We start from the raw sequence: 22,491 nt of genomic DNA, 5'->3' as shown, positions 1-22,491 counted from the left end.
CTGCATCCTTATTTGAACATCGCATCTTCAGTGATGGGAATGCGCGGCGGACGGGTGCTTTTGTACAGTTCCAGCACACCCTTATCCTGCCTGCTCATCACTTGCGTAGTTTTCCAAGGGATTTCCAATACCTTTTCATAGCCCCGGCTTTTCATCACCCCGCGCAAATCTTGGTTGGCGGTGGGCTGGATCAGGTTATCCATGAATACGTAGGTAAACTTGTTGTCCCACAAGGCTTCGACCACATCTTTCTTTTCCGATTTGCCATCCATGTTGTTGTCCATCCATTGCAATTCCTTGATGTGATTTTGCGAAAGCTTGCCGAAGGCGGCATAACGCATCAGGTAGGGGTCTTCGCTGGCAATGGTGGTATTGGCATCAATAGGCTGTGCTGCCATTGCGTCGATGATTGGGCGTACATCCGGGTAGCCATTTTCCATATCAAGCAGTAGGGCGTAATTCAGCCATACCATGCCCAGCACCATAGCCGCAGCAACTGCCTGCACCGCCAGTTTGAAATTGAAACGTTCCAGCACATTCCACAACAGCCATGCCATCACTGGCGAGAGGAAAAACAGCGCGTACACCAGATGCTTGTACAGCGAAATCATGTTTTTTCCGTGCAAATGGTAAGCCGCCAGTGGCAAAGCAAATACCAGCAGGGTCAGCATGATCAGTGTCGTGCGGTCACGCAGGGCTTGCCCCCGCAGGCGGAATACTTGCCAACCCAGCGCTGCCAGCCACATTGTCAGCGGCAAGGCCAGATACAGGGTTTCCATGTGCAACAGGTATTCGTAGTTGGAGTTTGCACCATGCACCCCTTTGATCTGTATGGTGTACAGCCCTTGCAGGTCTTCCCAGTGCAAACCGACATATATCCCCAGAATCAGCGTAACGCCCAAGCCAAACAGCACACCCACCAGTGGTGATAACCATAAGGCCACCAATACCAGCAAAGGTAGGTAGGCAACCACGATATATTTACTGGTTACAGCTAGCGCAAACAATGCCACCGCCATCAGCAATGCCAGGTACCGTTGCCTGCCCTGACGCTCGCACGCTTGTAGCAACGGAGCCAACGACAGGCTGAAAAATGTCAGAGCAATGATGTCGTAAGTCGCAAACTTGCTGATGAAAATATGTGCCGCCTGCATCGCAAACAGCGCCACGCTCAAGCCCGCCAGCACCACCGAGCCGTATAACTGGCGCACAAAGAAATACATGCCAGCCAATGACAACAGGCCAAGCAAGCCCGCGACTGCCCGTGCCCCTTCCAGCCCCGCGATGGCCTCACCGATGCCCAGCAGATACCAGTCTAGGTTGGAACCAAAAATGTAGAAATAGGTACGCCATTCCTTGCCCGCCAGCAATTGCTTGCCGACAAACAAGTAATCGTATTCGTCGATATGCCCGCCGTTGAAATTGAGGTGAAGGCGCATGGCAGCGGAAAACAGTAATCCACAGAGGAGGGCAGCGAGGAACAGGTAAGGTATCGCGCCGGGCTTGCGTATTGCCACAGGCTGTCTCCCTTGAGTTATTTTTATACTGAATAATGGGTTTATCCGCAGGGTACTGCATGGGGCGGTACCCGACGACTAATCACTATCGTAATCAATAATCTGTATGGGCGCGATATAAAACCAGATAACTGGTGTAGCTTATTCGCCGTACAACTGGCGCTTGAGGCCGCTACGGTTAATGATGGTGGTGGCAATTTCCTCAATCGAGATAGCAGTGGTGTCAATGAACGGAATATTTTCCCGTCGATAGAGACTGTGCTGCCATTCGAGTTCCTGCTGGCATTGGCTGAGTGAGGCATAGCGGCTGTTAGGCTTGCGTTCCTGCCGGATGCGTTGCAACTGTTCCGCCGTAATGGTCAGCCCGAACAGCTTGTTGCGGAAAGGGCGGATGATCGCAGGCAGGGTAGAGGAATTCATATCCTCTTCTGTCAGCGGGTAATTGGCAGCGTAAATGCCGTATTGCATTGCCAAATACAAACAGGTCGGGGTTTTGCCAGAGCGTGATACACCCACCAAGATAATATCAGCGTCCGCAAAGTTTTTGGCGCTGATGCCGTCGTCGTTCGCTTGCGCGAAGTTGATGGCGGAAATACGCTTGGTGTAAGAGGCATTGTTGTGCAAACCGTGCGAACGCCCGATAGCGTGGGAGGATTGCTGCCCTAACTCTTGCTCCAACGGCCCGATAAAGGTGTCGAAGAAATCGTAAATGGTGCACTCGGCCTTCTCAATCCACAAGCGTACTTCTGGGTTGATCAGGGTGCTGAATACCAGCGGGCGGCAACCATCGAGTGCCGCCATCAGGTTGATCTGTTCCACCGCCTCGATAGCCTTTTCTTCGGTATCGAGGAAGGGGATGCCGACTTTGCGCCACTGGATGCCGTCAAACTGGGTCAGCAAGCTGTGACCCAGTGTTTCGACGGTAATGCCAGTCCGGTCGGACAGGTAAAATACCGTCCGACGTTTTTTGCATTTGCCGTCACTCATGCCTTGGATTCGTCCAAGCTGGCAAGGTGCAACCAAGTGTCAACCACGGTATCCGGGTTCAGCGACAGGCTGCTGATACCTTGTTGGTGCAACCATACGGCGAAGTCCGGGTAGTCAGAAGGCCCTTGACCGCAGATACCGACGTATTTGCCGTGCTTGTGGCAGGCATCAATCGCCATCTTCAACAGCTTTTTCACTGCTGGGTTACGTTCGTCGAACAGGTGCGCAATCAAGCCAGAGTCACGGTCGAGGCCGAGGGACAACTGCGTCATGTCGTTGGAACCGATGGAGAAGCCGTCGAAGTATTCGAGGAATTCTTCCGCCAGTACCGCATTGGATGGGATTTCGCACATCATGATCAAACGCAGGCCGTTTTCGCCACGCTTGATACCTTGGGTTGCCAGCAGTGCAACCACTTGCTGTGCTTCTTCCAAAGTACGGCAGAATGGGATCATGATTTCGACGTTGGTCAAGCCCATTTCGTTACGGACTTTACGCAGTGCGCGGCATTCCAGTTCAAAGCAGGCGCGGAATGATTCGGACAGGTAGCGGGAAACACCACGGTAGCCGATCATCGGGTTTTCTTCGTGCGGCTCGTAACGGTCGCCTGCCATCAGGTTGGCGTATTCGTTCGACTTGAAGTCGGACATGCGCACGATGACTTTGTTAGGCGCGTAAGCCGCTGCGAGGGTCGCAATGCCTTCGACCAGTTTTTCCACGTAGAAGTCGACTGGGCTGGCGTAACCGGCGATTTTCTTGCCAATCTTAGCCATCAGGTCAGCAGGCAGGTTGTCGAATTCCAGCAACGCTTTCGGGTGGATACCGATAGTGTTGTTGATGATGAATTCCAAACGTGCCAGACCTACACCTGCATTTGGCAGACGCGAGAAGGCGAAAGCACGGGATGGGTTGCCCACGTTCATCATGATTTTGACGGAAAGGTCAGGCAGGTTGCCAGTGTCGGCAGTGCGTACTTCAAATGGCAGCAAACCGCTGTAAATGAAGCCGGTGTCACCTTCAGCGCAGGAAACAGTGATTTCATCGCCGTCGCTGACGCGCTGGGTAGCATCGCCACAACCAACGACCGCTGGAATACCCATTTCACGCGCAATGATCGCGGCGTGGCAAGTACGTCCACCCCGGTTGGTGACGATGGCGGAAGCGCGTTTCATGATCGGTTCCCAGTCTGGGTCGGTCATGTCGGTAACGAGCACGTCGCCTTCCTTGACCTGATCCATCTGGTTGATGCTCATGATGATGCGGGCAGGGCCTTGGCCGATTTTTTGGCCGATAGCGCGGCCTTCGGCAACGACAGTGCCTTTTTCTTTGAGCTGGTAACGTTCAATGATGGTCGCGGAGGCGCGGCTTTCGACCGTTTCAGGGCGAGCCTGTACGATGTAGAGCTTGCCGTCGCCGCCGTCGAGTGCCCATTCGATGTCCATCGGGCGCTGGTAATGCTTTTCGATGATCATGGCTTGGCGGGCAAGGGATTCAACCTGCTCGTCGCTCAAGCAGAAACGCATACTGCGTGCAGTGTCCACTTCGCGGGTCAGGGTTGCCTTGTTATGCGCATCGCCAGCAGTGGCTGCGTACACCATTTCAATGGCTTTAGTCCCCAAACGGCGTGACAGGATCGCTGGGCGGCCTGCTTCAATGTTGGGTTTGTAAACGTAGAATTCGTCCGGGTTGACTGCGCCTTGTACCACGGTTTCGCCCAAGCCGTATGCGCCAGTGACGAATACTGCATCACGGAAGCCGGATTCAGTGTCGAGGGTGAACAATACGCCGCTAGCGCCGATGTCGCTGCGTACCATTTTTTGCACGCCCGCAGACAGGAACACTTTGTCGTGCTCGAAATGCTGGTGGACACGGTAAGCAATCGCGCGGTCATTATATAAGGAAGCGAAAACTTCCTTGATTGCCGCGATTACGTTGTCGAGGCCGCGTACATTGAGGAAGGTTTCTTGCTGGCCTGCGAAAGAGGCATCCGGTAAGTCTTCAGCGGTGGCGGAAGAGCGTACTGCGAAAGAAGCGGTGTCGCCAGAACCGGCAGCCAGTGTGTCGTAGGCTTCACGCACGGTTTCCAGCAGTTTCTCTGGCAGTGGTGTATCCATGACCCAACCACGGATGGTTTTGCCTGCGCTAGTCAGGGCGTGGATGTCGTCTACGTCAAGGGAATTCAATAGCGCGTTGATACGGTCAGCCAGACCATCAGCGCGGATAAAATCTTGGTAAGCATGTGTGGTGGTAGCGAAGCCGTTAGGGACGCTGACCCCGACGTTTGCTAAGTTACTGATCATCTCCCCGAGGGATGCGTTCTTACCGCCGACGATGTTGACATCGTGCATTCCCAATTGATCAAACCAAAGAATGTAATCTGCCATCGTGAAATACTCCTGAGTCGCTGTTGGAAAATGTTGATTCCTACCGAACGGTTAGCATTATTGTTTCATAGGGGAAGAAGGGGAAAAAGAGCGGCGTCTACATCGACGCCGCAAGCACCACAGTTAGCATGAGAAAAACATTCGGTGTGAATGTTTAACTGCGGCGTAATGTAACGAAAAATTGCCCTGTTCAAAAATCAATTGTTTCAATTATTACTATTGTGCTGCACAATAATGGAATAATTTAGGGAGGATGAACGACCGTGGCAATGCACTACTACAAGCAAACGCGCTACAAATTATTGCGGACTTTTTGTGTGGTGGCGCAAAAGGAGAACATCACCCACGCTGCTGAGCAATTGCATATCAGCCAGCCCACGGTTTCCCTGCAAATCCAAGCGCTTGAACGTGAGATGGGCGAGCAGTTGTTGGAGCGGCGCGGCCCGAGTGTGCGTTTGACCCCCGAAGGTAAGATACTTTACCAGCTTGTACAGCCAATTGCTGCCGGGATAGATGGCTTGCGGGAAAGTTTTGCCGCCAATTTGGGCAAGATGGAAAAGGGCGAACTGAACATTGCTGCCGGGCAGTCTACGGCCTTGTATGTATTGCCTGAGTACCTGCGCCGTTTCCACGAAGTTTACCCCGGCATCCGCATCAACCTGCATAACGTTACCGGGCAAAGCGGTATGAAAATGTTGCTGGAGGACCAAGTGGATTTGGCGGTGGGGCCGTTGCTGCAAATTCCTGATGGCATCATCTATCGCCCGTTTGTCTCCTTTGGCTCGATCCTGATCACCGGGGAAAACCACCCCTTGGCGGAGAAGGAGACGGTGACGTTGGAAGACATCAGTCCTTACGGTTTGATTTTGCCGCCGCGCAACATGAGTACGTGGCGCATGGTGGATACCGTGTTCCGCCAGAACGAGTTGCCTTATTCGGTGGCGATGGAAGCCGGTGGTTGGGAAATCGTCAAAAAATACGTGGAAATGGGCTTGGGGGTTTCCATCGTGACCGAGGTCTGCCTGACCGGGAACGAAAAAATCAAGGCGATTCCGCTGAATGACCATTTCCCATCACGCAGTTACGGGCTGATTGTGAGGCGTGGCAAGTTCTTTACCCCGCAGGCAAAACGGTTTATCGAGATGTTTGATGAGGCGTTTTTCTCACCCGGTTGATGGGGGCTGTTCCCGCCTGATGCACGTGCCGCTGCGCAATATAATTCTTGGTATTGCGCGGTGATGTCTTTGATGTTGTAGTGCTTTTGGATGCGTTGCCGTGCCCGTTGCCCTTGTTCTTTGCGCCAAGTTTCACCTGCGTTAATCCATTCCAGCCATGCAAATGCCAGTGAGGATGCAGTTGCGTCCCGTAGGATTTGCCCGGTATTGCCAACAATGCGTGGTATGTCGCCGACATCGGTGGCAACGCAGGGTATGCCGCACGCCATTGCTTCCCCAATGACATTGGAACAGCCTTCGCCGTAGGTGGAGGTGAGGGAAAATATGTCTAGCGCATTCATGACGGCGGGGATGTCGTTGCGTTCTCCGAGGAGATGGAGCTTGTTTTGTAACGACGGACAACGTTTCAGGAGTGCGGCAATGTCACGGTTTTCGGGGGTGATGTCCCTTCCTGTTAGGATGAAATGCACATTCTTTTGGTGTTGCGCCAGAAAATTGGCAGCATCAATGAACAGCGCATGGTTCTTCATAGGCTGATAATTCGCCACCATGCCGATGGCAACGCTATCAGCGGGGATACCCAAGCTCTGGCGGATGTTTTCCCGGCTGTAAATGTTGGGGGCGAATAGGTGGGTGTCGAAGCCGTTGGGGATGATATGGGCTTTCGCCTCTTTAAAGCCGAAATTGGCGTGTTGTTCGGCAGCGAGGTAAGCGTTGTAGAGGATACCAGTGGGTTTGTCTGAACGTTTGGCGGATAGCCGGATCGCCCATTGGGTGGTGGTGGATTCCAGTTCAATGTCGTAAAGGCTTTGGCGGATATTCCAGAACACCGGGTAGCGGTTGGAAAGTGTTGTGTTGGCAATGGATGCCGCCAGATTGCCGTGGTACATCCAGCCTTGGATGACATCGGGGGTCAGTTCCCGCAACAATCTTGCCAGTTTAAGGATGTGCCACCCGGAAGTGAGGCTGTTAGCCATGTTGAGGCAGTGTACGGGGATGCCGTGGGCGCGGATTTTGGCAGCGAGGTGCGCATCGTTATCCAGTGAAATGACTATGGGGTAAAACTGGCTGCGGTTGGTGTGCGCCAGCAGCCGATACAGCATTGTCCCAGCCCCGTCAGCGGCTAGGCTGGTAATGATATGGACGACATAGGTCTGGCTGGTTTTTTTGTTCATCGTCAATCGGGTTTGGGAGTGGTCACGCTGTAGATAAGCATACCAAAGGCGCTAAACGGTGCAGTTGCAGACGAGGCCAATCGGGTAGTTTATTGCGATAATCGGGAAAATTGATTTTGCTTATTTTTTAATTAGTGCTCGCCCTTGCATGGGGTTGTTTATTATTTGCTCAAGTAGTGGGTGTGGAATTACTTGATATAAGTCATAAAAATGACAGTTTACGTAAATGTCTCCAATCTGCCACAGTCAATGTTGACTTTAATCAAGCATAACAGCCCCTCTCTAGTAGATGCTTCGCTTACCGGAGTGTGTGATTTCACACACATCATTGCGTGTTTTATGGCACTATTCCCGGTGAGGTGTTCAACTCTTTCGGAGGGACTTTATGGAGAACCAGCAGACCTACAATTACAAGGTCGTGCGGCAGTTTGCCATCATGACGGTGATCTGGGGGATCGTCGGTATGACGGTGGGCGTGCTCATCGCCGCACAATTACGTTGGCCGGAATTGAATTTTGATATTCCGTGGCTGACGTACAGTCGTTTACGCCCATTGCATACTAATGCAGTTATTTTTGCCTTCGGTGGCTCTGCTTTGTTTGCGACCTCGCTGTATGTTGTACAGCGTACCTGTCATACCCGTTTGCTCTCTGACAAACTGGCTGCTTTCGTGTTTTGGGGTTGGCAAGCGGTTATCCTGCTGGCGGCGATTAGCCTGCCGTTGGGGATCACTTCTTCCAAAGAATACGCAGAACTGGAATGGCCGATTGACTTGTTGATCACTGTAGTCTGGGTTGCTTACGCTATCCTGTTCTTCGGTACGATCATGAAGCGCAAGACTTCCCACATTTATGTGGCGAACTGGTTCTACGGTGCGTTCATCCTGACAATTGCATTGCTGCACTTGGTCAATAACGCTGAGTTGCCAATTGCCCTGTTTGGCGGAAGCTGGCTCCAGTCCTACTCTGTTTACCCTGGCGCGATTGATGCTATGGTGCAATGGTGGTATGGGCATAATGCGGTTGGTTTCTTCCTGACAGCAGCGTTCTTGGGGATGATGTACTACTTCGTTCCGATGCAGGCAGGCCGTCCGGTTTATTCTTATCGCTTGTCAGTTGTGCATTTCTGGGCATTGATCTCTACTTATATGTGGGCAGGCCCTCACCATCTGCACTACACCGCGCTGCCAGACTGGACCCAATCTTTGGGTATGGTGTTCTCCCTGATCCTGCTGGCTCCAAGCTGGGGTGGTATGATCAACGGCATTATGACGCTTTCCGGTGCATGGCACAAACTGCGTACTGACCCTATCCTGCGCTTCCTGATTGTTTCCCTGTCTTTCTATGGTATGTCTACCTTTGAAGGCCCGATGATGGCAATCAAAACCGTTAACGAACTGTCACACTACACTGACTGGACTGTAGGCCACGTCCACTCCGGCGCTTTGGGCTGGGTAATGCTGGTTTCTGTCGGTTCTTTGTATGCGCTGATTCCAAAAGTGTTCGGGCGTGAAAGCATGTACAGCACCAAGCTGATCGAAATCCATTTCTGGGTTGCGACTATCGGTGTCGTACTTTATATCGCTTCCATGTGGATTTCTGGTGTTATGCAAGGCTTGATGTGGCGTGCAGTGAACGCAGACGGTACATTGACTTACAGCTTCATTGAATCGCTGAAAATCACTTATCCGTTCTACTTCGTGCGCTTCTTGGGCGGTCTCCTCGTGGTGTCAGGCATGGTTATCATGCTCTACAACGTGTTGAAAACCGTGGCTGGCGCAAAACCTGTTGATGTTGCCATTGCGGCTCCAGCCCACTAAGGAGGATTTATCATGAGTCATGAAGTCGTCGAGAAGAACGTGGGTCTGATGGCCGTCCTGATGGTGCTGGCGGTGAGCATGGGGGGCTTGGCGGAAATCGTGCCGCTGTTCTTCATGAAAGACACCACCGTGCCGGTTGATGGGTTGAAGCCCTACACCGCACTGCAACTGGAAGGGCGTGATATTTACCTCAAAAACGGTTGCTATAACTGCCACTCGCAAATGATCCGTCCGTTCCGTGCTGAAACTGAACGTTATGGTCACTACTCTGTTGCGGGTGAATTTGTCTACGACCATCCGTTCCAATGGGGTTCCAAACGTACTGGCCCTGATTTGGCACGTGTTGGCGGGCGTTACAGTGATGACTGGCATCGTACCCACCTGAACAACCCGCGTGATGTGGTGCCTGAGTCTAACATGCCTGGTTTCCCTTGGATGGCTACAACCGTGCTGGATGGCGCGGATACGGCTGCTAAGATGAAAGTCATGCAGACACTGGGTGTACCGTACACTGACGAGGAAATCGCTAAGGGTGCAGAGGAAGTAAAAGGCAAAACCGAACAGGATGCGCTGGTTGCTTATCTGCAAAACTTGGGTACTGTCATCAAGACACAGCGTTGAGGCAGTGTCATGGATTACAACGATTTCCGTGGTATTACGACGCTGACGTTACTGATTGCCTTCGTATTGATGGTGGTGTGGGCGTATAGCCGGAAGCGTAAAAGACGCTTCGATGTGGCTGCCAATTCCATCTTCGACCAAGAGGATGAGCGTGTACACGAGGCGTCTGTGAAGGAGGTAGATAAATGAGCAGTTTTTGGAGTGCGTGGATCATCGTGATCGCGCTGGGCAATATCTTTGCCTGTTACTGGCTGGTGCGCTGGACAACCAAAAAGCGTCCCGGCGAAGCGGCGCAAGGTGATGTCACTGGACATGCGTGGGATGGCCTGCAAGAGTTTAACAACCCATTGCCGCGTTGGTGGCTGTGGTTGTTCTACATCACTATCGTCTTTTCTCTGGTTTATCTGGTGTTGTTCCCTGGTTTAGGTACTTTCAAAGGGTATCTGGGCTGGACTTCACAAGGTAGCCAGTACGGCGCTGAGATGGATAATGCAGCTAAGACGTTCGACCCGATTTTCAAGAAGTATGCTGCCATGCCGATTGAACAGGTCGCGTCTGACGCAGATGCACACGGCATGGGGCAGCGTATGTTCCTGAGCTACTGTGCACTGTGCCACGGTTCTGACGGTAAGGGTGCGAAAGGCTTCCCTAACTTGGCAGATGCCGATTGGTTGTACGGCGGTACACCTGACCAGATCAAACAAAGCATCATGATGGGTCGTCAGGGGGCTATGCCACCACATCCGGCACTTGCTGGGGATGACCTTGATAAAGTGGCTAACTATGTTGCTAGCTTGAGTGGTCGTACTGAAGGTGTTGACGCTGCTAAAGCGGAAGCAGGTAAAGCGATGTATCCAACCTTGGATTGCGTTGCCTGCCACGGTGCGGATGGTAAAGGCAACCAAGCAATGGGTGCGCCTAACCTGACTGACACCACTTGGTTGTATGGTTCTTCCCTTGACACCATCAAGGAAACCATCAGCAAAGGGCGTAACGGCAAGATGCCAGCACACGCAGATTTCCTTGGCGCAGACAAGGTACATCTGTTGGCAGCTTACGTTTATAGCCTGTCTAAGAAGTAATCTTTGCTTAGATCAACGAGCCGCCGCAAGGCGGCTTGTTTGTTTTGGGGCTACGAAAATTAATAAAACTGCCCGCTAAATCGCTTTTTATCAATAAGCTAATCCCACTAACATGCTAGGCTTGCTACGTCTCCACTGTGTAGTAAGGTTAAAGGGTATCAAGATGGAAAAAGCTCCTGACAAAACACCGGCAGAAGACGGGCTGGTTGACAGCGGTTTTTATCAAAAGCACAAGACAATCTATGCGCGACAAACGAAAGGTTTTTTCACGACCTTGCGCAAAGTGACTGTGTGGTTGTTGCTAGGATTGTTCTATATCCTGCCTTGGATTAAGTGGGGAGGACAGCAATTGGTGCTGTTTGACCTGCCTGCCCGCAAATTCTACCTGTTTGGCATGGTTTTCTGGCCACAGGATTTCTTCTATTTGGCGCTGTTGCTAATCATTTCCGCGCTAACCTTATTCTTCGTGACGGCCTTGGCAGGACGCATTTGGTGCGGCTATGCTTGCCCGCAAACGGTGTGGAGCGAGGTTTTTGTCTGGATTGAGCAGTGGGTGGAAGGCGACAGGCCACAGCAAATCAAGTTGGAAAATGCTGCTTGGGATCGTTCCAAGATCAGTAAGAAAGTCATTAAACATGCCCTGTGGTTGTTCTTTTCGCTGCTGACAGGTTTCAGCTTCGTGGGCTTCTTTGTCCCGATGGAAACCTTGTGGACTGAATTCTCTGGCGGTACGTTAGGTGGTTGGGCATTGTTCTGGGTGCTGTTTTACGGTTTCGCCACTTATGGCAATGCGGGCTTCCTGCGTGAACAAATCTGCTTGTACATGTGCCCTTATGCACGTTTCCAAAGTGCGATGTTTGACAAAGATACCCTGATCATTTCCTATGACGAAGCGCGTGGCGAGCCGCGTGGTGTGCGTAAACGTGGTGCGGATAAATCTGCGGGCGAAGGCGATTGCGTCGATTGTACCTTGTGTGTGCAAGCCTGCCCGACAGGTATCGACATCCGCGATGGCCTGCAATACCAGTGTATCGGTTGTGCTGCTTGTATCGACGCTTGCGATACGGTTATGGATAAAATCGGTTCCCCGCGTGGTTTAGTGCGCTATACCACTGAGCATGAACTGAATGGTGGTAAAACCCATATCCTGCGTGTACGTACCTTAATCTATGCCGGGTTGTTGACGTTGATTACAGTGGCTTTGCTGTATTCAATGGTGAACCGCATTCCGCTGGACATGGACGTTATCCGTGACCGCAATGTGCTGTTCCGTGATACGGGGGATGGTGGTATTGAAAATATCTACATCCTGAAAGTCATCAACATGGATCAGCAGGCGCATAAGTACAAGATTACGGTATCCGGCATTGAAGGTATGACGCTCTCTGGTGTGGATAATGTGAATGTACCTTCCGGCAAAGTGGCTGAAGTGACCGTGAACGTCAGGGCGAACCCGGATAAGATGACATCCAAGAGTGAAAAGGTTATGTTCCACATTGAAGCGGAGGAGAATCCAACGTTGACGGATTCCCAAGAGGGCCGCTTCCTTGGTCCGGGTAAATAGAGTGAGGGTTGCGTATGCGCATTGAAGACACAAAGCCTTGGTATAAGCAGGTGTGGCCTTGGATATTGATTGCGTTGCCGGGTTCAGTGGTGGTGGCGAGCCTTTATACTTACCGATTGGCTGCACTGACCTCAAGCGGGCTGGTTGTGGACGATTACTACAAGGCTGGCTTGGCAATCAATGATATTAAGGAGCACGGGCAAAAAGCCCAGTCCTTGGGATTGACGGCGAAGTTGTCGGTTAGTGGTAAAAGTTTACAGGTGCTGCTGAACAAGACAGATGTGGCAAAAGGTGAAACCTTGCGGATGAAGTTTTCCCATGCCACCTTCCCACAATTGGATCAGGCGGTGATGTTGGCACAAACGGCTGATGGCTTTTGGTCAGGGCAGTTTGAGCCTTTAGCACCCGGCAAATGGTATGTCTATTTAAGTGCGCAAGATGAAAGTTGGCGCTTGTCTGGCATGATGCACGAGGCAGACATGGTTTTGGACATGAAGCCGGATTTGTAAGTCCGCAAAACGCTGGTTATTTTGTGTAAAAGGCCGCTGCATGGTTTGTGCAGCGGCCTTTTTTATGCCCTCTACGTGTTTTTTATCGGCTTCCCGGAAGTATTGCGGTTTTTCAATGTATTTGTGTGGTTATTAGTTGAGTATGTGGGCTGCTTCTATTCGGCGGCTGGAGGGGTGACATGCTCAAAGTTATCGGTGGTTTTATCGCAGGCATCGTGTCTGTTCTGGTTTTGGCTGGAACCATGATGGGTAGTTTTATGTTTCGGGAAATTGAAAGTCCTTTCACAGTAGAGGAAACAGCCGCCCGGATTCAGGCTAATATTCAAGCCAAAAAGGACAAAGGTTGGTCGCTTTCTGGCTTGCGTGACCCTGTTAAGCCGCTTCAGGCAGCGGGTGAAAATGCGCTTCCAGTACTCTTGATTGAAGCGTGCAGCACCCGTTATTCTGGGCCAATGCTCAAAGATGATAAAACCCGCATCCTCTCGATCTTGATGCCTTGCACCATTACGGTCTACAAAAAGAACGACGGCAAAACTTACGTTGGCTTGATGAATGCTGGCCTGTTGGGACGTATGTTCGGCAGTAAAGTCGGTGAAATCATGGCTGAGGTTGCTGCTGACCAAGCCAGTTTCATTGCATTTGACCCTTCTAAACCTGCCCCTCCCCTGATTAAAGGTATGCCCGGCGCTGGTGGCGGCGCTGGCAAAGAAGCTGGCGGCGGATGTTAAGTGGCAGCATACCTGGTGATTGGGCGTAACTAAAGTGAGGAGATGATGATGCAGTGGTTATACGCACGGGGATTATTGCTTCCCTTGATGTTGGCGTGGGTAACGTCGGTGGCATTTGCTGATGACCCTAAAACGACGGCAGTACCCGCGCCAGCTCCGACAGCGGTAGTAGCGGCACAGCCTGCACCACCAACACCCGCCACACCTGCGCCGCCTGCAACACCACCGTTGACGGCAGCAATGGCGAACAAAGACCACACCACGGCTGATCACAGCAGGTTTGAAGCGCTGCAAAAAGATTTCAAGTCTGGCCCTGAAGTGACCGAAGCCTGCTTGACCTGCCACACCGAAGCCGCCAAACACGTCATGAAAACCAAGCATTGGACGTGGGAATACATCGACAAGTCCGGCAAGAAATTGGGTAAGAAGAATGTCATCAACAACTTCTGCACCAGCGCCATTTCCAACGAAAAAGATTGCATGGCTTGCCACGCGGGTTACGGTTGGCAGGATAAGCACTTCGATTTTAAAAATGAAAAGAACGTGGATTGTCTGGTTTGTCATGACAGTACCGCGACTTACCGCAAGCTGCCGGGGGATGCGGGGCATCCGGTGTACGAGCGCAAGGAATTCCCCAAAGATTCCGGTAAGTTTGTGGAAGCGGCAGACCTGAAAATGATTGCGCAATTGGTTGCTAAGCCCAACCGTGCCAACTGCGGTTCTTGCCATTTTTACGGTGCGGGCGGCGATGGCACGAAGCACGGTGATTTGGACAGTTCCTTGAAAAAACCGGGCAAGTACCTCGACGTACACATGGATGCACAGGGCTTGAACTTCAGTTGTACCACGTGCCACCAAACGGATGAGCATAAAGTCTCCGGTAGCCGTTACGAAGTGACCGCAGTCATGACGGGGAATGCACATACCCGTGGTGCTAAAGACGATAAGAATCCGGCCTCTTGCCAGTCTTGCCACGGTGATAAACCGCACCAGCAAAATCCGTTATTGATGGGGCAACTGAATGCCCATACCGATAAGTTGGCTTGTCAGACCTGCCATATTCCCGAATATGCGCGTGGCGGTGTGGGTACTGAAAAATCGTGGGATTGGTCTACTGCCACAAAGATGGGGCCAGAAGGTAAACCGATTGCCACCAAAGACAGTGCCGGACGGCGGGCTTTCGACTCCAAGAAAGGAACTTTCGTGTGGGATTCTTACTTGATTCCCGAATACAAGTGGTTCAATGGCGACATGAATTACAGCGCTCGTGGTGACAAGATCGACCCCAGTAAAACCGTCAATATCAACCAACCGGAAGGGACAGCAGGGGCAGCAGATTCGCGCATTTGGCCTTTCAAGGTGCATCGGGGCAAACAGGCTTACGACAAGGAATTCAGCTATCTGCTTAATGTGCATACGGCGGGCGAAGATGAAACAGCATTGTGGCACAACTTTGATTGGCAAAAAGCGATTACCGCAGGCATGGCGAGCGCTGAAATGCCTTACAGCGGCAAGTTTGATTTTGTTAGCACGGAAATGTCATGGCCGATTGCCCACATGGTTGCACCTAAAGGTGATGCCTTGGCTTGCGCCCAATGCCATCAGGCAGAAAGCCGTTTGAAGGGCATCGGCGGGGTGTACATGCCGGGGGTTGATGGTAATAAATACCTCGATATGTTTGGCTGGGCGGCGGCGATACTTGCTTTGCTCGGTGTCATTATCCACGGTGCATTGCGCACTATTTGCGTCAGCAGGAAAAAGAGGGGGCTAGCATGTCAGCGGTGGTGAACAGAATTTACCTTTACAAAGGCTATGAACGCTTTTGGCACTGGTCGCAGGCGGGGCTGATTTTTTTCATGCTGTTTACGGGGTTTGAAGTCCACGGCACGTATGAATTTTGGGGCTTCAAAACGGCGGTGGAATACCATATCTATGCGGCGTGGGCGTTGCTGGTGCTGTGGGCATTCACGATCTTTTGGCAGTTCACGACGGGGGAATGGCGGCATTACATCCCTAGCCTGAAAAAGGTGGATGCGATGATTAAGTATTACACTTACGGCATCTTTGTCCATGCGCCTAACCCCTACCAGAAAACCACGGACAACAAGCACAACCCACTGCAACGCTTGGCATATTTGGCGGTACTGTCGCTGATGTCACCGCTGGTTTGGGGGTCGGGCTTGTTCTACCTGTTTTACGGTGTGTGGCAACCAACTTGGCTGGGTGGCTACCTGCCATTAGATGTGGTGGCGTTTGTCCACACGGCGGGGGCATTCATGTTCCTGATATTCATTATTGCCCACATTTACCTCACCACCACCGGGCATACGGTATTTGCGCACATCAAAACCATGATCACGGGCTGGGAAGAGATCGAAGAGGAGCATAAGTAAGATACTTATGGGCAGTAAACTGACACTTGTTTTGTTCTTTGCTGCATGGTTTGGCACTGCGTTGGCAGTGGCGGAGGAGGGCGGGCAAGCCGCTATTCCGCACCTCGGCGAGAAAGGCTTGGCAGGGTATCAGGATTACATGGCCTCTGCCGAGCACAAAGCCTTTGTCATTGCACCCGGCGGGACGTGGGCATGGTCTGCTGAGCAATCCACCCCCGACATGGCCTTGGATACCGCTTTGGAAGAGTGTGGCGGTTACACCGAGCAGAAATGCGTCCCTTACGCACAAGACGATAGCGTCGTGTTTGATGCCCAACGCTGGTCAGGGTTGTGGGGGGATTACGCAAACGCAGAAGATGCAGCTAAAGCCAAAGTCGGGACAAAACGCGGCGAACGTTTCCCCGACTTGCGTTTAGTTGCAGCCGATGGTGATGTGGTTTCCTTGGAAAAGCACCGGGGTCATGTGGTGATGCTCCATTTCTGGGGCAGTTGGTGTCCTTCCTGCGCCCATGAATTGCCCGATTTGGCTAAGTTACGCCAACGTTTACAGGCAGATAAGCTGGATGTGGAAATGCTGTTCGTACCTGTGCGTGAAGATGCCGCTGAATCCCGTGCATGGTTGAAAACCAAGCATCTTGACTTGCCCGTGTTTGATGGCGGTGCTTCCGATATGGGGGAAGAGTCGCTTGCACTGGCGGATGGCACGCGGCTGTCAGATCGGACATTGGCGGAAGTTTTCCCCACCACCTATGTGCTGGACAAACACGGCATGGTGGTCTTCTCCCTCTCAGGAGCGCCACCCGCTTGGGAAGGATACCTGCCCTTCCTGCAAGATGCTGTCAGTCATTCAGGACAGTAAATCACGATGACAAATTTCAAGCCGTTGGTATTGCTTACCCTGATGGGCGTGGTCGTGGGCGCGTTTGGCATGAAGCTCTGGTATGGGTTGCAATATCCGGGGCGTCCCTTATTTGTGGAAATCAGCAATATGCGCGGGGAAATCATCCCCTTGCTGAAAATCGAACACGGCAGCGACACCACGCAGGAAAAGATTCTGCTGACCCAATTGCGGGCGGGCGAAACCCGCATGATTACCCTCAATCACGAACCGAGCAGGGGTTATAGCCTTGAAGCCCAATTGCTGGATGGTAGCAAGGTTGAGGCTTGCGTGGGTAAAATGTCTGACCGTTGGGTAAACCGGGTGATCATCACCAGCAATGGGATTTTCAGCAAAGATTGATGGTTTGATAAGCGTTTAGAATAGACTTTATTTTGGAGTATAAACAACAATGTATGGAGTTAAATGGTTGGCGTTGGCAATTGCGTTCAGTGCGCTTGTCAGTGTCGGGGCATGCTCGAAAGCAGAAAGCGTAGGCATAAAGAGTGCAGTTGCTGCTGGGCAACAGGGTGGTGTGAGCAATGTCTCCAATACCGAACTGCAAACCTTGCTGGATGAAAAAGTCCCGCTGGTGGATATTCGTTTGCCAGAAGAATGGCAAGAAACGGGCATCGTGGCGGGTAGCCAGCCGATCACCCTGTTTCAGAAAGACGGTTCGGTTGCGGCAGATTTCCTCACAAAAATCCAGCAAGTTGCCCCGATGGATAAGCCCGTTGCCTTGATTTGCCGTACTGGCAACCGCACCCGTGCGGGATCAGAAATGTTGGTGCAAGTGGGTTATAAACAAGTTTACAACGTGACGCACGGTATTACTGGTTGGGTCAAGGAAGGTAAGGCGGTCGTAGCTGTGAATTAGCCGTTCAGCGGTTTGTGCTGTTGCCGCCAGCAAGTTAATATCGCGCTCTTGGGGCTAGAGGACGGAACCTGACCAGTTACAAGCTGTCAATGGCCTGTATCAGTTGTGGGATTCTGAAAAAAAGAAGGCTCTCGAAAAAGTGAGAGCCTAATGCTTTAGGGTATGTAGAGCGTTGATGGAAACTGCCGACCAGAGGAGGTAACGAACATCGATGCCAACAGCTTCCAAGGTTCATTAGACCCATTTTCCGTATGGGATACAATCCATGAGCTGACACTTTCTTGATGCATATCAACTTAGTGTGATCTTTCGTGCCAGAGGCTTGCATTTGAGCAGCACATGCAGCATTTATGTATTCACCCCCGATTGGGTGCAAAAGAGGTTGGTATGAGTACAGTCCAGTTTGATGCAAATTTGATTCGTCGGTATGACACGGCAGGGCCGCGCTACACGTCTTATCCGACGGCGGTTGCATTCGGGCCATTCACTGAGGACGAATACAAGGCACATGCCTACATGAGCAACGAAGACCCAATCCCGTTGCCGTTGTCACTGTATTTCCACATTCCGTTCTGCGATACCGTCTGTTTCTACTGCGCCTGCAATAAAATCGCCACTAAAGACCGTTCGCTGTCTGAAAAGTACCTCACCTACCTGTTCCGGGAAATCGAGATGCAGTCGCGCCTGTATGACCGCGACCGCTTGGTAGAGCAATTGCATTGGGGCGGCGGTACGCCCACCTTCCTCAGCCATGACGAAATGCGTGCGCTGATGGAAAAAACGCGGGAACACTTTTCCCTGCACATTACCGACGAAGGCGATTACTCGATTGAAATTGACCCGCGTTCAGTCACCCCGGAAACGATTGGCGTGCTGCGTGAAATCGGGTTCAACCGTTTCAGTCTGGGTGTGCAGGATGTGGATGAGCGTGTGCAAGTCGCCGTTAACCGCGTCCAGCCGATTGAACAAACCAAGGCGGTGATTGAGGCGTGCCGTGCATACGGGGCGAAATCTGTCAGTGTCGACCTGATTTACGGTTTGCCATTCCAGACAGTGGAAAGTTTCCGCCAGACGCTGGATACCATCATTGAGTTGTCAGCAGACCGCATTTCGGTATTCAACTACGCGCACCTGCCCAACCTGTTTAAGGCGCAGCGGCGTATCAATGATGATGATTTGCCATCGGGTGAAACTAAATTACAAATCATGCAATTGGCAGTTGAGCACCTGACCTCGGCAGGCTACGAATACATCGGCATGGATCACTTTGCCAAGCCGGATGATGAACTGGCGATTGCCCAGCGCCAAGGAACGTTGCACCGCAATTTCCAAGGCTACACCACCCATGCAGATTGTGATCTGGTGGCGATGGGCGTCAGCTCCATCAGCAGTGTGGCGGAATGCTACAGCCAGAACGTCAAAACGCTTGATGAATACTATGCTGCGATTGATGCGGGGCATTTGCCGGTTGTTAGGGGCATTACCTTGGATGAGGATGATGTCTTGCGGCGGGAAATTATCCAGCAACTGGCTTGCCATTTCAGCCTGAACTTTGCGCAAATTGAACGGGCATACCATGTGAACTTTGCCGAATATTTCGCAACTGAGTTGGCATTGATGCAACCGATGGCAGGTGATGATTTGCTGCGTTTTGTTGACGGTGGTATTGAGGTAACGCCGCGTGGGCGTTTCTTGATCCGTAACATTTGCATGGTATTTGATGTCGGCCTGCGTAAGCAGGGTGCTCAGCAACGTTTCTCGCGCGTTATTTAAGCGCTCTTATTTAGAGCACGTCGCTGGCTGGACGGCAGGTGTGGTGCGCCAATTGTTTGAGGCGCTCCATATCTTGGATTTTGATCAGGCGATGCTGCACCACGATGATGTTTTCTTCCTGTAAGCGGGAAAACATGCGGCTGAGGGTTTCTACGGCCATGCCAAGGTAGTTGGCGAGGTCGTGGCGTGCCATCGGCAGGTTGAATTCGGTGGATGAAAAGCCGCGATCCTTATTGCGCTCTGACAAGCCGGATAGGAAAGTTGCCAGCCGTTCTTCAGTGCGCATTTGCCCTAAGGTCAGCAGCAGCATGTGTTCACGTTCGATTTCAGCACCGATCTGGCGCATCATTTGCCCGCGCATGCTGCTCAGTCTGCCGCATAATTCCTGAAAACTGTCCATGTTGAGTTCACAGACTAAGGTGTCGTCCAGTGCTTGTGCGTCACAGGTGTGGCGGTTGTTGGCGAAGGCATCAAAGCCCAGTAAATCGCCCGGCAGGTAAAAGCCCAGTATCTGTTCTTCGCCATCGGGGGTGGAAAGGGACGTTTTGACGGCTCCTGCCTTGACGGCAAAAATGGAGTGTTGTTGGTCATCACGGTGAAACAGGTAATCTTTCTTCTTGATTTTTACTGTTTTGTTGATGGCATTTTCCAACAACTCAAGCTCCTCGCGGGTGAGTCCACGGGGAAGGCAGAGTTCGCTCAAGCTACAATTGTGGCAAGCAACGGCTGATTTTTTGGTTGTCTGTACTGGCACTGTCTTCATGTGTTGTCCCGAACCGTGACAATTGTCAACGACTTGCAAGATAGTTACCTCACCATCCCTGTAAATCGCATGAGGCAATCGTTTTCTTGATGTAAATCAGATTTACGTGCACATCTTCGCTTAAACTTGGCATTGTACACGTTTACTGTCATTAGTATAGGAGATTAGGCTACCATGACTGAGCTACTGTTTGGAAGTTGGATGGGGGTGTTGACCCTAATCGTGATCGTCTTCATGTTGGTGATGATGGCATATCTGGGCTGGGTGTTCGTAAAGAAATCGGGTGAAGAATAAGGAACCGAGTAAAAATACGTTCCACTTTGCGAGGATGCTGGCTAATATTCTGCTGGCAGCAAGTGCCGTTAGTCTTGCGTATACCGTTTGGATGATTTATCACAATATCATCCAAACGGTGACGCCGCCTGTCGTCGAGCGACCTGCTGCCAAGCCTCTGATAACGCCAGTTAATGGGAATAATGCACAGTGGAAGACCAACAACCAGAACTAAAATCATCGCCGCGCAAGGGCATCTATCTTTTACCTAACCTTCTGACTACCGGAGCCATGTTCTGTGGCTTCTACGCTATTGTCGCTGCGATGCAGGGCAAGTTCGAGGCGGCTTCAATTGCCGTGTTTATCGCCATGATCCTTGATGGTCTGGATGGGCGCGTTGCCCGTATGACCAATACCCAATCAGAGTTTGGGGCACAATACGATAGCTTGGCAGATTTGATTTCATTCGGGGTTGCACCGGGGCTGGTCATGTACCAGTGGGCGTTGGTGCACCTGCAATCTTATGGTGTGGCGTGGGGCAAAGCTGGCTGGTTAGCAGCTTTCGTTTACGTTGCGTGCGCCGCGTTGCGTTTGGCACGTTTCAATGTCCAAATCGGTAAGGTGGACAAGCGCTTCTTCGTCGGTTTGCCCAGCCCAGCCGCTGCCGCTTTGGTGGTGGGGATGGTGTGGGTATTCAATGATCTCGCCATGACCGGGCGTAACCTGCAAATGCCAGCCCTTTTCCTTACGTTGGCGGCGGGCTTGCTGATGGTGAGCAATGTCAGTTTCTATAGCTTCAAAGACCTTGACCTGCGCAACCGTGTGCCGTTTATAGCGGTGCTGGCGGTGTTGCTGGTGTTTGCCTTGACCACGATTGACCCGCCGAAAGTGCTGTTTGGGGTGTTTTTCTTGTATGCGTCATCCGGGCCAGTGCTGTGGGTGTGGCGGCGTTACCGGAAGTTCCAGCGGCGCAGAAAGGGCGTCGAGTAATCCTCGTTAATCGCTGATCGTATAGACAATATTGGGGGCGCTACCTATTTGGGTAGCGTTAAATGCTAGAACAGCGCCCTTGGTGCGTGTCACCCCTACCTTGCAGATAATCGTGGTTGTGCTGGCTTCCGTTGGGCAGCCCAGCACTTCGGATGTAACGGCAAGGTTCAGTCCTGAAGGCGTGATTTGCAGCTTGGCTTGCGGGTCATTGGAGCTGATGGAGAGGAGGCTGTTGCCGCTGGCATTCTTTGCCCCCTGCGCAAAACTAAAGGGGATGGCGGGGTCAATGTCGATCAAGACAACTTTGGGCACAGTAAGCTTGAGGATTTGGGACGTGTTGCCCGCAAGCGCGAGCGTACTTCCTGCTGCAATCAATAAAATGCCGAAATAGTATCTGGGGCGCATGGGGGAGTTCCTACCAGTTCTGACCCCTACAGGCTACGTGATTCCCTGCCTTTTGTCCCGTGCGCCACGATCAGTGGCAGTGCCATTTCAGTTTTGCGTTAGCGTATAAATAATATCCGTGGAGTACGTGCCGTAAGGGATCATGCCGTTACCGCCCGATGGCTCAGCACTGATTGTCAGGCTACCTGAGCTGGTTTGACGTTTGCCAACACTACAATATTGAGGTGCTGTACTGAGCCGGTCGGATAATGTCGATGAGTCGCAAATCCCACTGGTGCTGCTAATTTTTAGGTCAATGCCGTTTATATTACTACTGGTGTGGACATCTAACTGCGCATTTGGGTTATTGGAGGTAATGGCAACACTGGACGTGACGCCCTCTGGTGCTGCAAATCCATCCCCTGCATTGCTGGGGGCGCTGAAGTCAAAAGTGGGGGATATGTTCTCGACATCAATCAGCTCTACAAGGGGAATAGTCAGGTCTATGTTTTGGGTAACGGTATCAGCCGCATGGGTCGTCCCCGTGCTACCCAACAGGGCGATAGTGAGGGTGTAGTAGAAAGTTTTCATACTGAAGCT

The 22,491-nt window shown here is 51.8% G+C and carries 23 protein-coding genes; 16 read left to right on the top strand and 7 right to left on the bottom strand.

Features of this window, described 5'->3' with window-relative positions; translation table 11 throughout:
* Positions 1-8: 8 nt before the first annotated feature.
* The 3 genes from PHE17_RS06410 to ppsA form a co-directional block, all read right to left on the bottom strand.
* A complete protein-coding gene (locus PHE17_RS06410) occupies positions 9-1,517 on the bottom strand; it encodes a phospholipid carrier-dependent glycosyltransferase (RefSeq protein ID WP_301014993.1) in 1,509 nt (502 codons plus the stop codon).
* A gap of 141 nt (positions 1,518-1,658) precedes the next feature.
* Entirely contained in the window at positions 1,659-2,504 is an 846-nt protein-coding gene (locus PHE17_RS06405) for a pyruvate, water dikinase regulatory protein (RefSeq protein ID WP_301014992.1), read from the bottom strand.
* A complete protein-coding gene (gene ppsA / locus PHE17_RS06400; protein WP_301014991.1) occupies positions 2,501-4,888 on the bottom strand; it encodes a phosphoenolpyruvate synthase in 2,388 nt (795 codons plus the stop codon). The genes PHE17_RS06405 and ppsA overlap by 4 nt, the downstream gene beginning before the upstream one ends.
* 269 nt (positions 4,889-5,157) lie before the next feature.
* Between ppsA and PHE17_RS06395 the strand changes: the two genes are divergently transcribed.
* Complete coding sequence (locus tag PHE17_RS06395; protein WP_301015005.1) at positions 5,158-6,063, top strand: LysR family transcriptional regulator; 906 nt, start codon at positions 5,158-5,160, stop codon at positions 6,061-6,063.
* On the opposite strand, the gene PHE17_RS06390 is transcribed toward PHE17_RS06395, so the two are convergent.
* Positions 5,970-7,238, bottom strand: a complete 1,269-nt coding sequence (locus tag PHE17_RS06390; RefSeq protein WP_301014990.1) for a glycosyltransferase — start codon at positions 7,236-7,238, stop codon at positions 5,970-5,972. The genes PHE17_RS06395 and PHE17_RS06390 overlap by 94 nt on opposite strands.
* Positions 7,239-7,623: 385 nt before the next feature.
* Here PHE17_RS06390 and ccoN point away from each other — a divergent pair, with 385 nt between their 5' ends.
* From ccoN to hemN, 13 genes are all read left to right on the top strand, one after another.
* Positions 7,624-9,057, top strand: coding sequence for a cytochrome-c oxidase, cbb3-type subunit I (gene ccoN / locus PHE17_RS06385; protein WP_301014989.1), 1,434 nt, complete (start codon positions 7,624-7,626; stop codon positions 9,055-9,057).
* Between the two features lie 12 nt (positions 9,058-9,069).
* On the top strand, positions 9,070-9,678 hold the full coding sequence (gene ccoO / locus PHE17_RS06380; RefSeq protein WP_301014988.1) for a cytochrome-c oxidase, cbb3-type subunit II: 609 nt from the start codon (positions 9,070-9,072) through the stop codon (positions 9,676-9,678).
* Positions 9,679-9,687: 9 nt separating this feature from the next.
* Positions 9,688-9,867, top strand: coding sequence for a cbb3-type cytochrome c oxidase subunit 3 (locus PHE17_RS06375; RefSeq protein ID WP_301014987.1), 180 nt, complete (start codon positions 9,688-9,690; stop codon positions 9,865-9,867).
* Complete coding sequence (gene ccoP / locus PHE17_RS06370; protein ID WP_301014986.1) at positions 9,864-10,760, top strand: cytochrome-c oxidase, cbb3-type subunit III; 897 nt, start codon at positions 9,864-9,866, stop codon at positions 10,758-10,760. The genes PHE17_RS06375 and ccoP overlap by 4 nt, the downstream gene beginning before the upstream one ends.
* A 163-nt stretch (positions 10,761-10,923) precedes the next feature.
* Positions 10,924-12,324, top strand: a complete 1,401-nt coding sequence (ccoG, locus tag PHE17_RS06365) for a cytochrome c oxidase accessory protein CcoG (RefSeq protein WP_301014985.1) — start codon at positions 10,924-10,926, stop codon at positions 12,322-12,324.
* A 14-nt stretch (positions 12,325-12,338) separates the two neighbouring features.
* On the top strand, positions 12,339-12,833 hold the full coding sequence (locus tag PHE17_RS06360) for a FixH family protein (protein ID WP_301014984.1): 495 nt from the start codon (positions 12,339-12,341) through the stop codon (positions 12,831-12,833).
* 179 nt (positions 12,834-13,012) lie between these two features.
* Positions 13,013-13,561, top strand: a complete 549-nt coding sequence (locus PHE17_RS06355; protein ID WP_301014983.1) for a DUF302 domain-containing protein — start codon at positions 13,013-13,015, stop codon at positions 13,559-13,561.
* Positions 13,562-13,609: 48 nt separating this feature from the next.
* Positions 13,610-15,349, top strand: a complete 1,740-nt coding sequence (locus PHE17_RS06350) for a tetrathionate reductase family octaheme c-type cytochrome (protein WP_301014982.1) — start codon at positions 13,610-13,612, stop codon at positions 15,347-15,349.
* Positions 15,334-15,954 (top strand): cytochrome b/b6 domain-containing protein, encoded by a 621-nt coding sequence (locus PHE17_RS06345; protein ID WP_301014981.1) that lies wholly within the window; start codon positions 15,334-15,336, stop codon positions 15,952-15,954. The genes PHE17_RS06350 and PHE17_RS06345 overlap by 16 nt, the downstream gene beginning before the upstream one ends.
* Before the next feature lie 7 nt (positions 15,955-15,961).
* Positions 15,962-16,813: a TlpA disulfide reductase family protein gene (locus PHE17_RS06340; RefSeq protein WP_301014980.1), complete on the top strand. Its 852-nt coding sequence runs from the start codon at positions 15,962-15,964 to the stop codon at positions 16,811-16,813.
* Between the two features lie 6 nt (positions 16,814-16,819).
* On the top strand, positions 16,820-17,194 hold the full coding sequence (locus PHE17_RS06335) for a hypothetical protein (RefSeq protein WP_301014979.1): 375 nt from the start codon (positions 16,820-16,822) through the stop codon (positions 17,192-17,194).
* Between the two features lie 49 nt (positions 17,195-17,243).
* Positions 17,244-17,708: a rhodanese-like domain-containing protein gene (locus PHE17_RS06330; protein ID WP_301014978.1), complete on the top strand. Its 465-nt coding sequence runs from the start codon at positions 17,244-17,246 to the stop codon at positions 17,706-17,708.
* Positions 17,709-18,095: 387 nt separating this feature from the next.
* Positions 18,096-19,481, top strand: coding sequence for an oxygen-independent coproporphyrinogen III oxidase (gene hemN, locus PHE17_RS06325; RefSeq protein WP_301014977.1), 1,386 nt, complete (start codon positions 18,096-18,098; stop codon positions 19,479-19,481).
* A gap of 10 nt (positions 19,482-19,491) precedes the next feature.
* Here the strand turns inward: hemN and fnr are convergent, their stop codons facing one another.
* A complete protein-coding gene (gene fnr, locus PHE17_RS06320) occupies positions 19,492-20,244 on the bottom strand; it encodes a fumarate/nitrate reduction transcriptional regulator Fnr (RefSeq protein WP_301014976.1) in 753 nt (250 codons plus the stop codon).
* Between the two features lie 174 nt (positions 20,245-20,418).
* On the opposite strand from fnr, the gene PHE17_RS06315 reads away from it, so the two are divergent.
* The gene (locus PHE17_RS06315) at positions 20,419-20,538 is read left to right on the top strand and encodes a DUF3149 domain-containing protein (protein WP_301014975.1); all 120 of its coding nucleotides are present in this window, start codon (positions 20,419-20,421) and stop codon (positions 20,536-20,538) included.
* A 189-nt stretch (positions 20,539-20,727) separates the two neighbouring features.
* Complete coding sequence (gene pssA / locus PHE17_RS06310; protein WP_301014974.1) at positions 20,728-21,507, top strand: CDP-diacylglycerol--serine O-phosphatidyltransferase; 780 nt, start codon at positions 20,728-20,730, stop codon at positions 21,505-21,507.
* Between the two features lie 6 nt (positions 21,508-21,513).
* On the opposite strand, the gene PHE17_RS06305 is transcribed toward pssA, so the two are convergent.
* Both PHE17_RS06305 and PHE17_RS06300 read right to left on the bottom strand, forming a co-directional pair.
* The gene (locus tag PHE17_RS06305; RefSeq protein ID WP_301014973.1) at positions 21,514-21,912 is read right to left on the bottom strand and encodes a hypothetical protein; all 399 of its coding nucleotides are present in this window, start codon (positions 21,910-21,912) and stop codon (positions 21,514-21,516) included.
* 87 nt (positions 21,913-21,999) lie between these two features.
* On the bottom strand, positions 22,000-22,482 hold the full coding sequence (locus tag PHE17_RS06300) for a hypothetical protein (protein WP_301014972.1): 483 nt from the start codon (positions 22,480-22,482) through the stop codon (positions 22,000-22,002).
* Positions 22,483-22,491 lie beyond the last annotated feature (9 nt).

Origin of the sequence: Thiothrix sp. (assembly GCF_028714775.1) — a bacterium.
Classification (GTDB): domain Bacteria; phylum Pseudomonadota; class Gammaproteobacteria; order Thiotrichales; family Thiotrichaceae; genus Thiothrix.
This window is presented reverse-complemented; position numbering and strand designations above follow the sequence as displayed.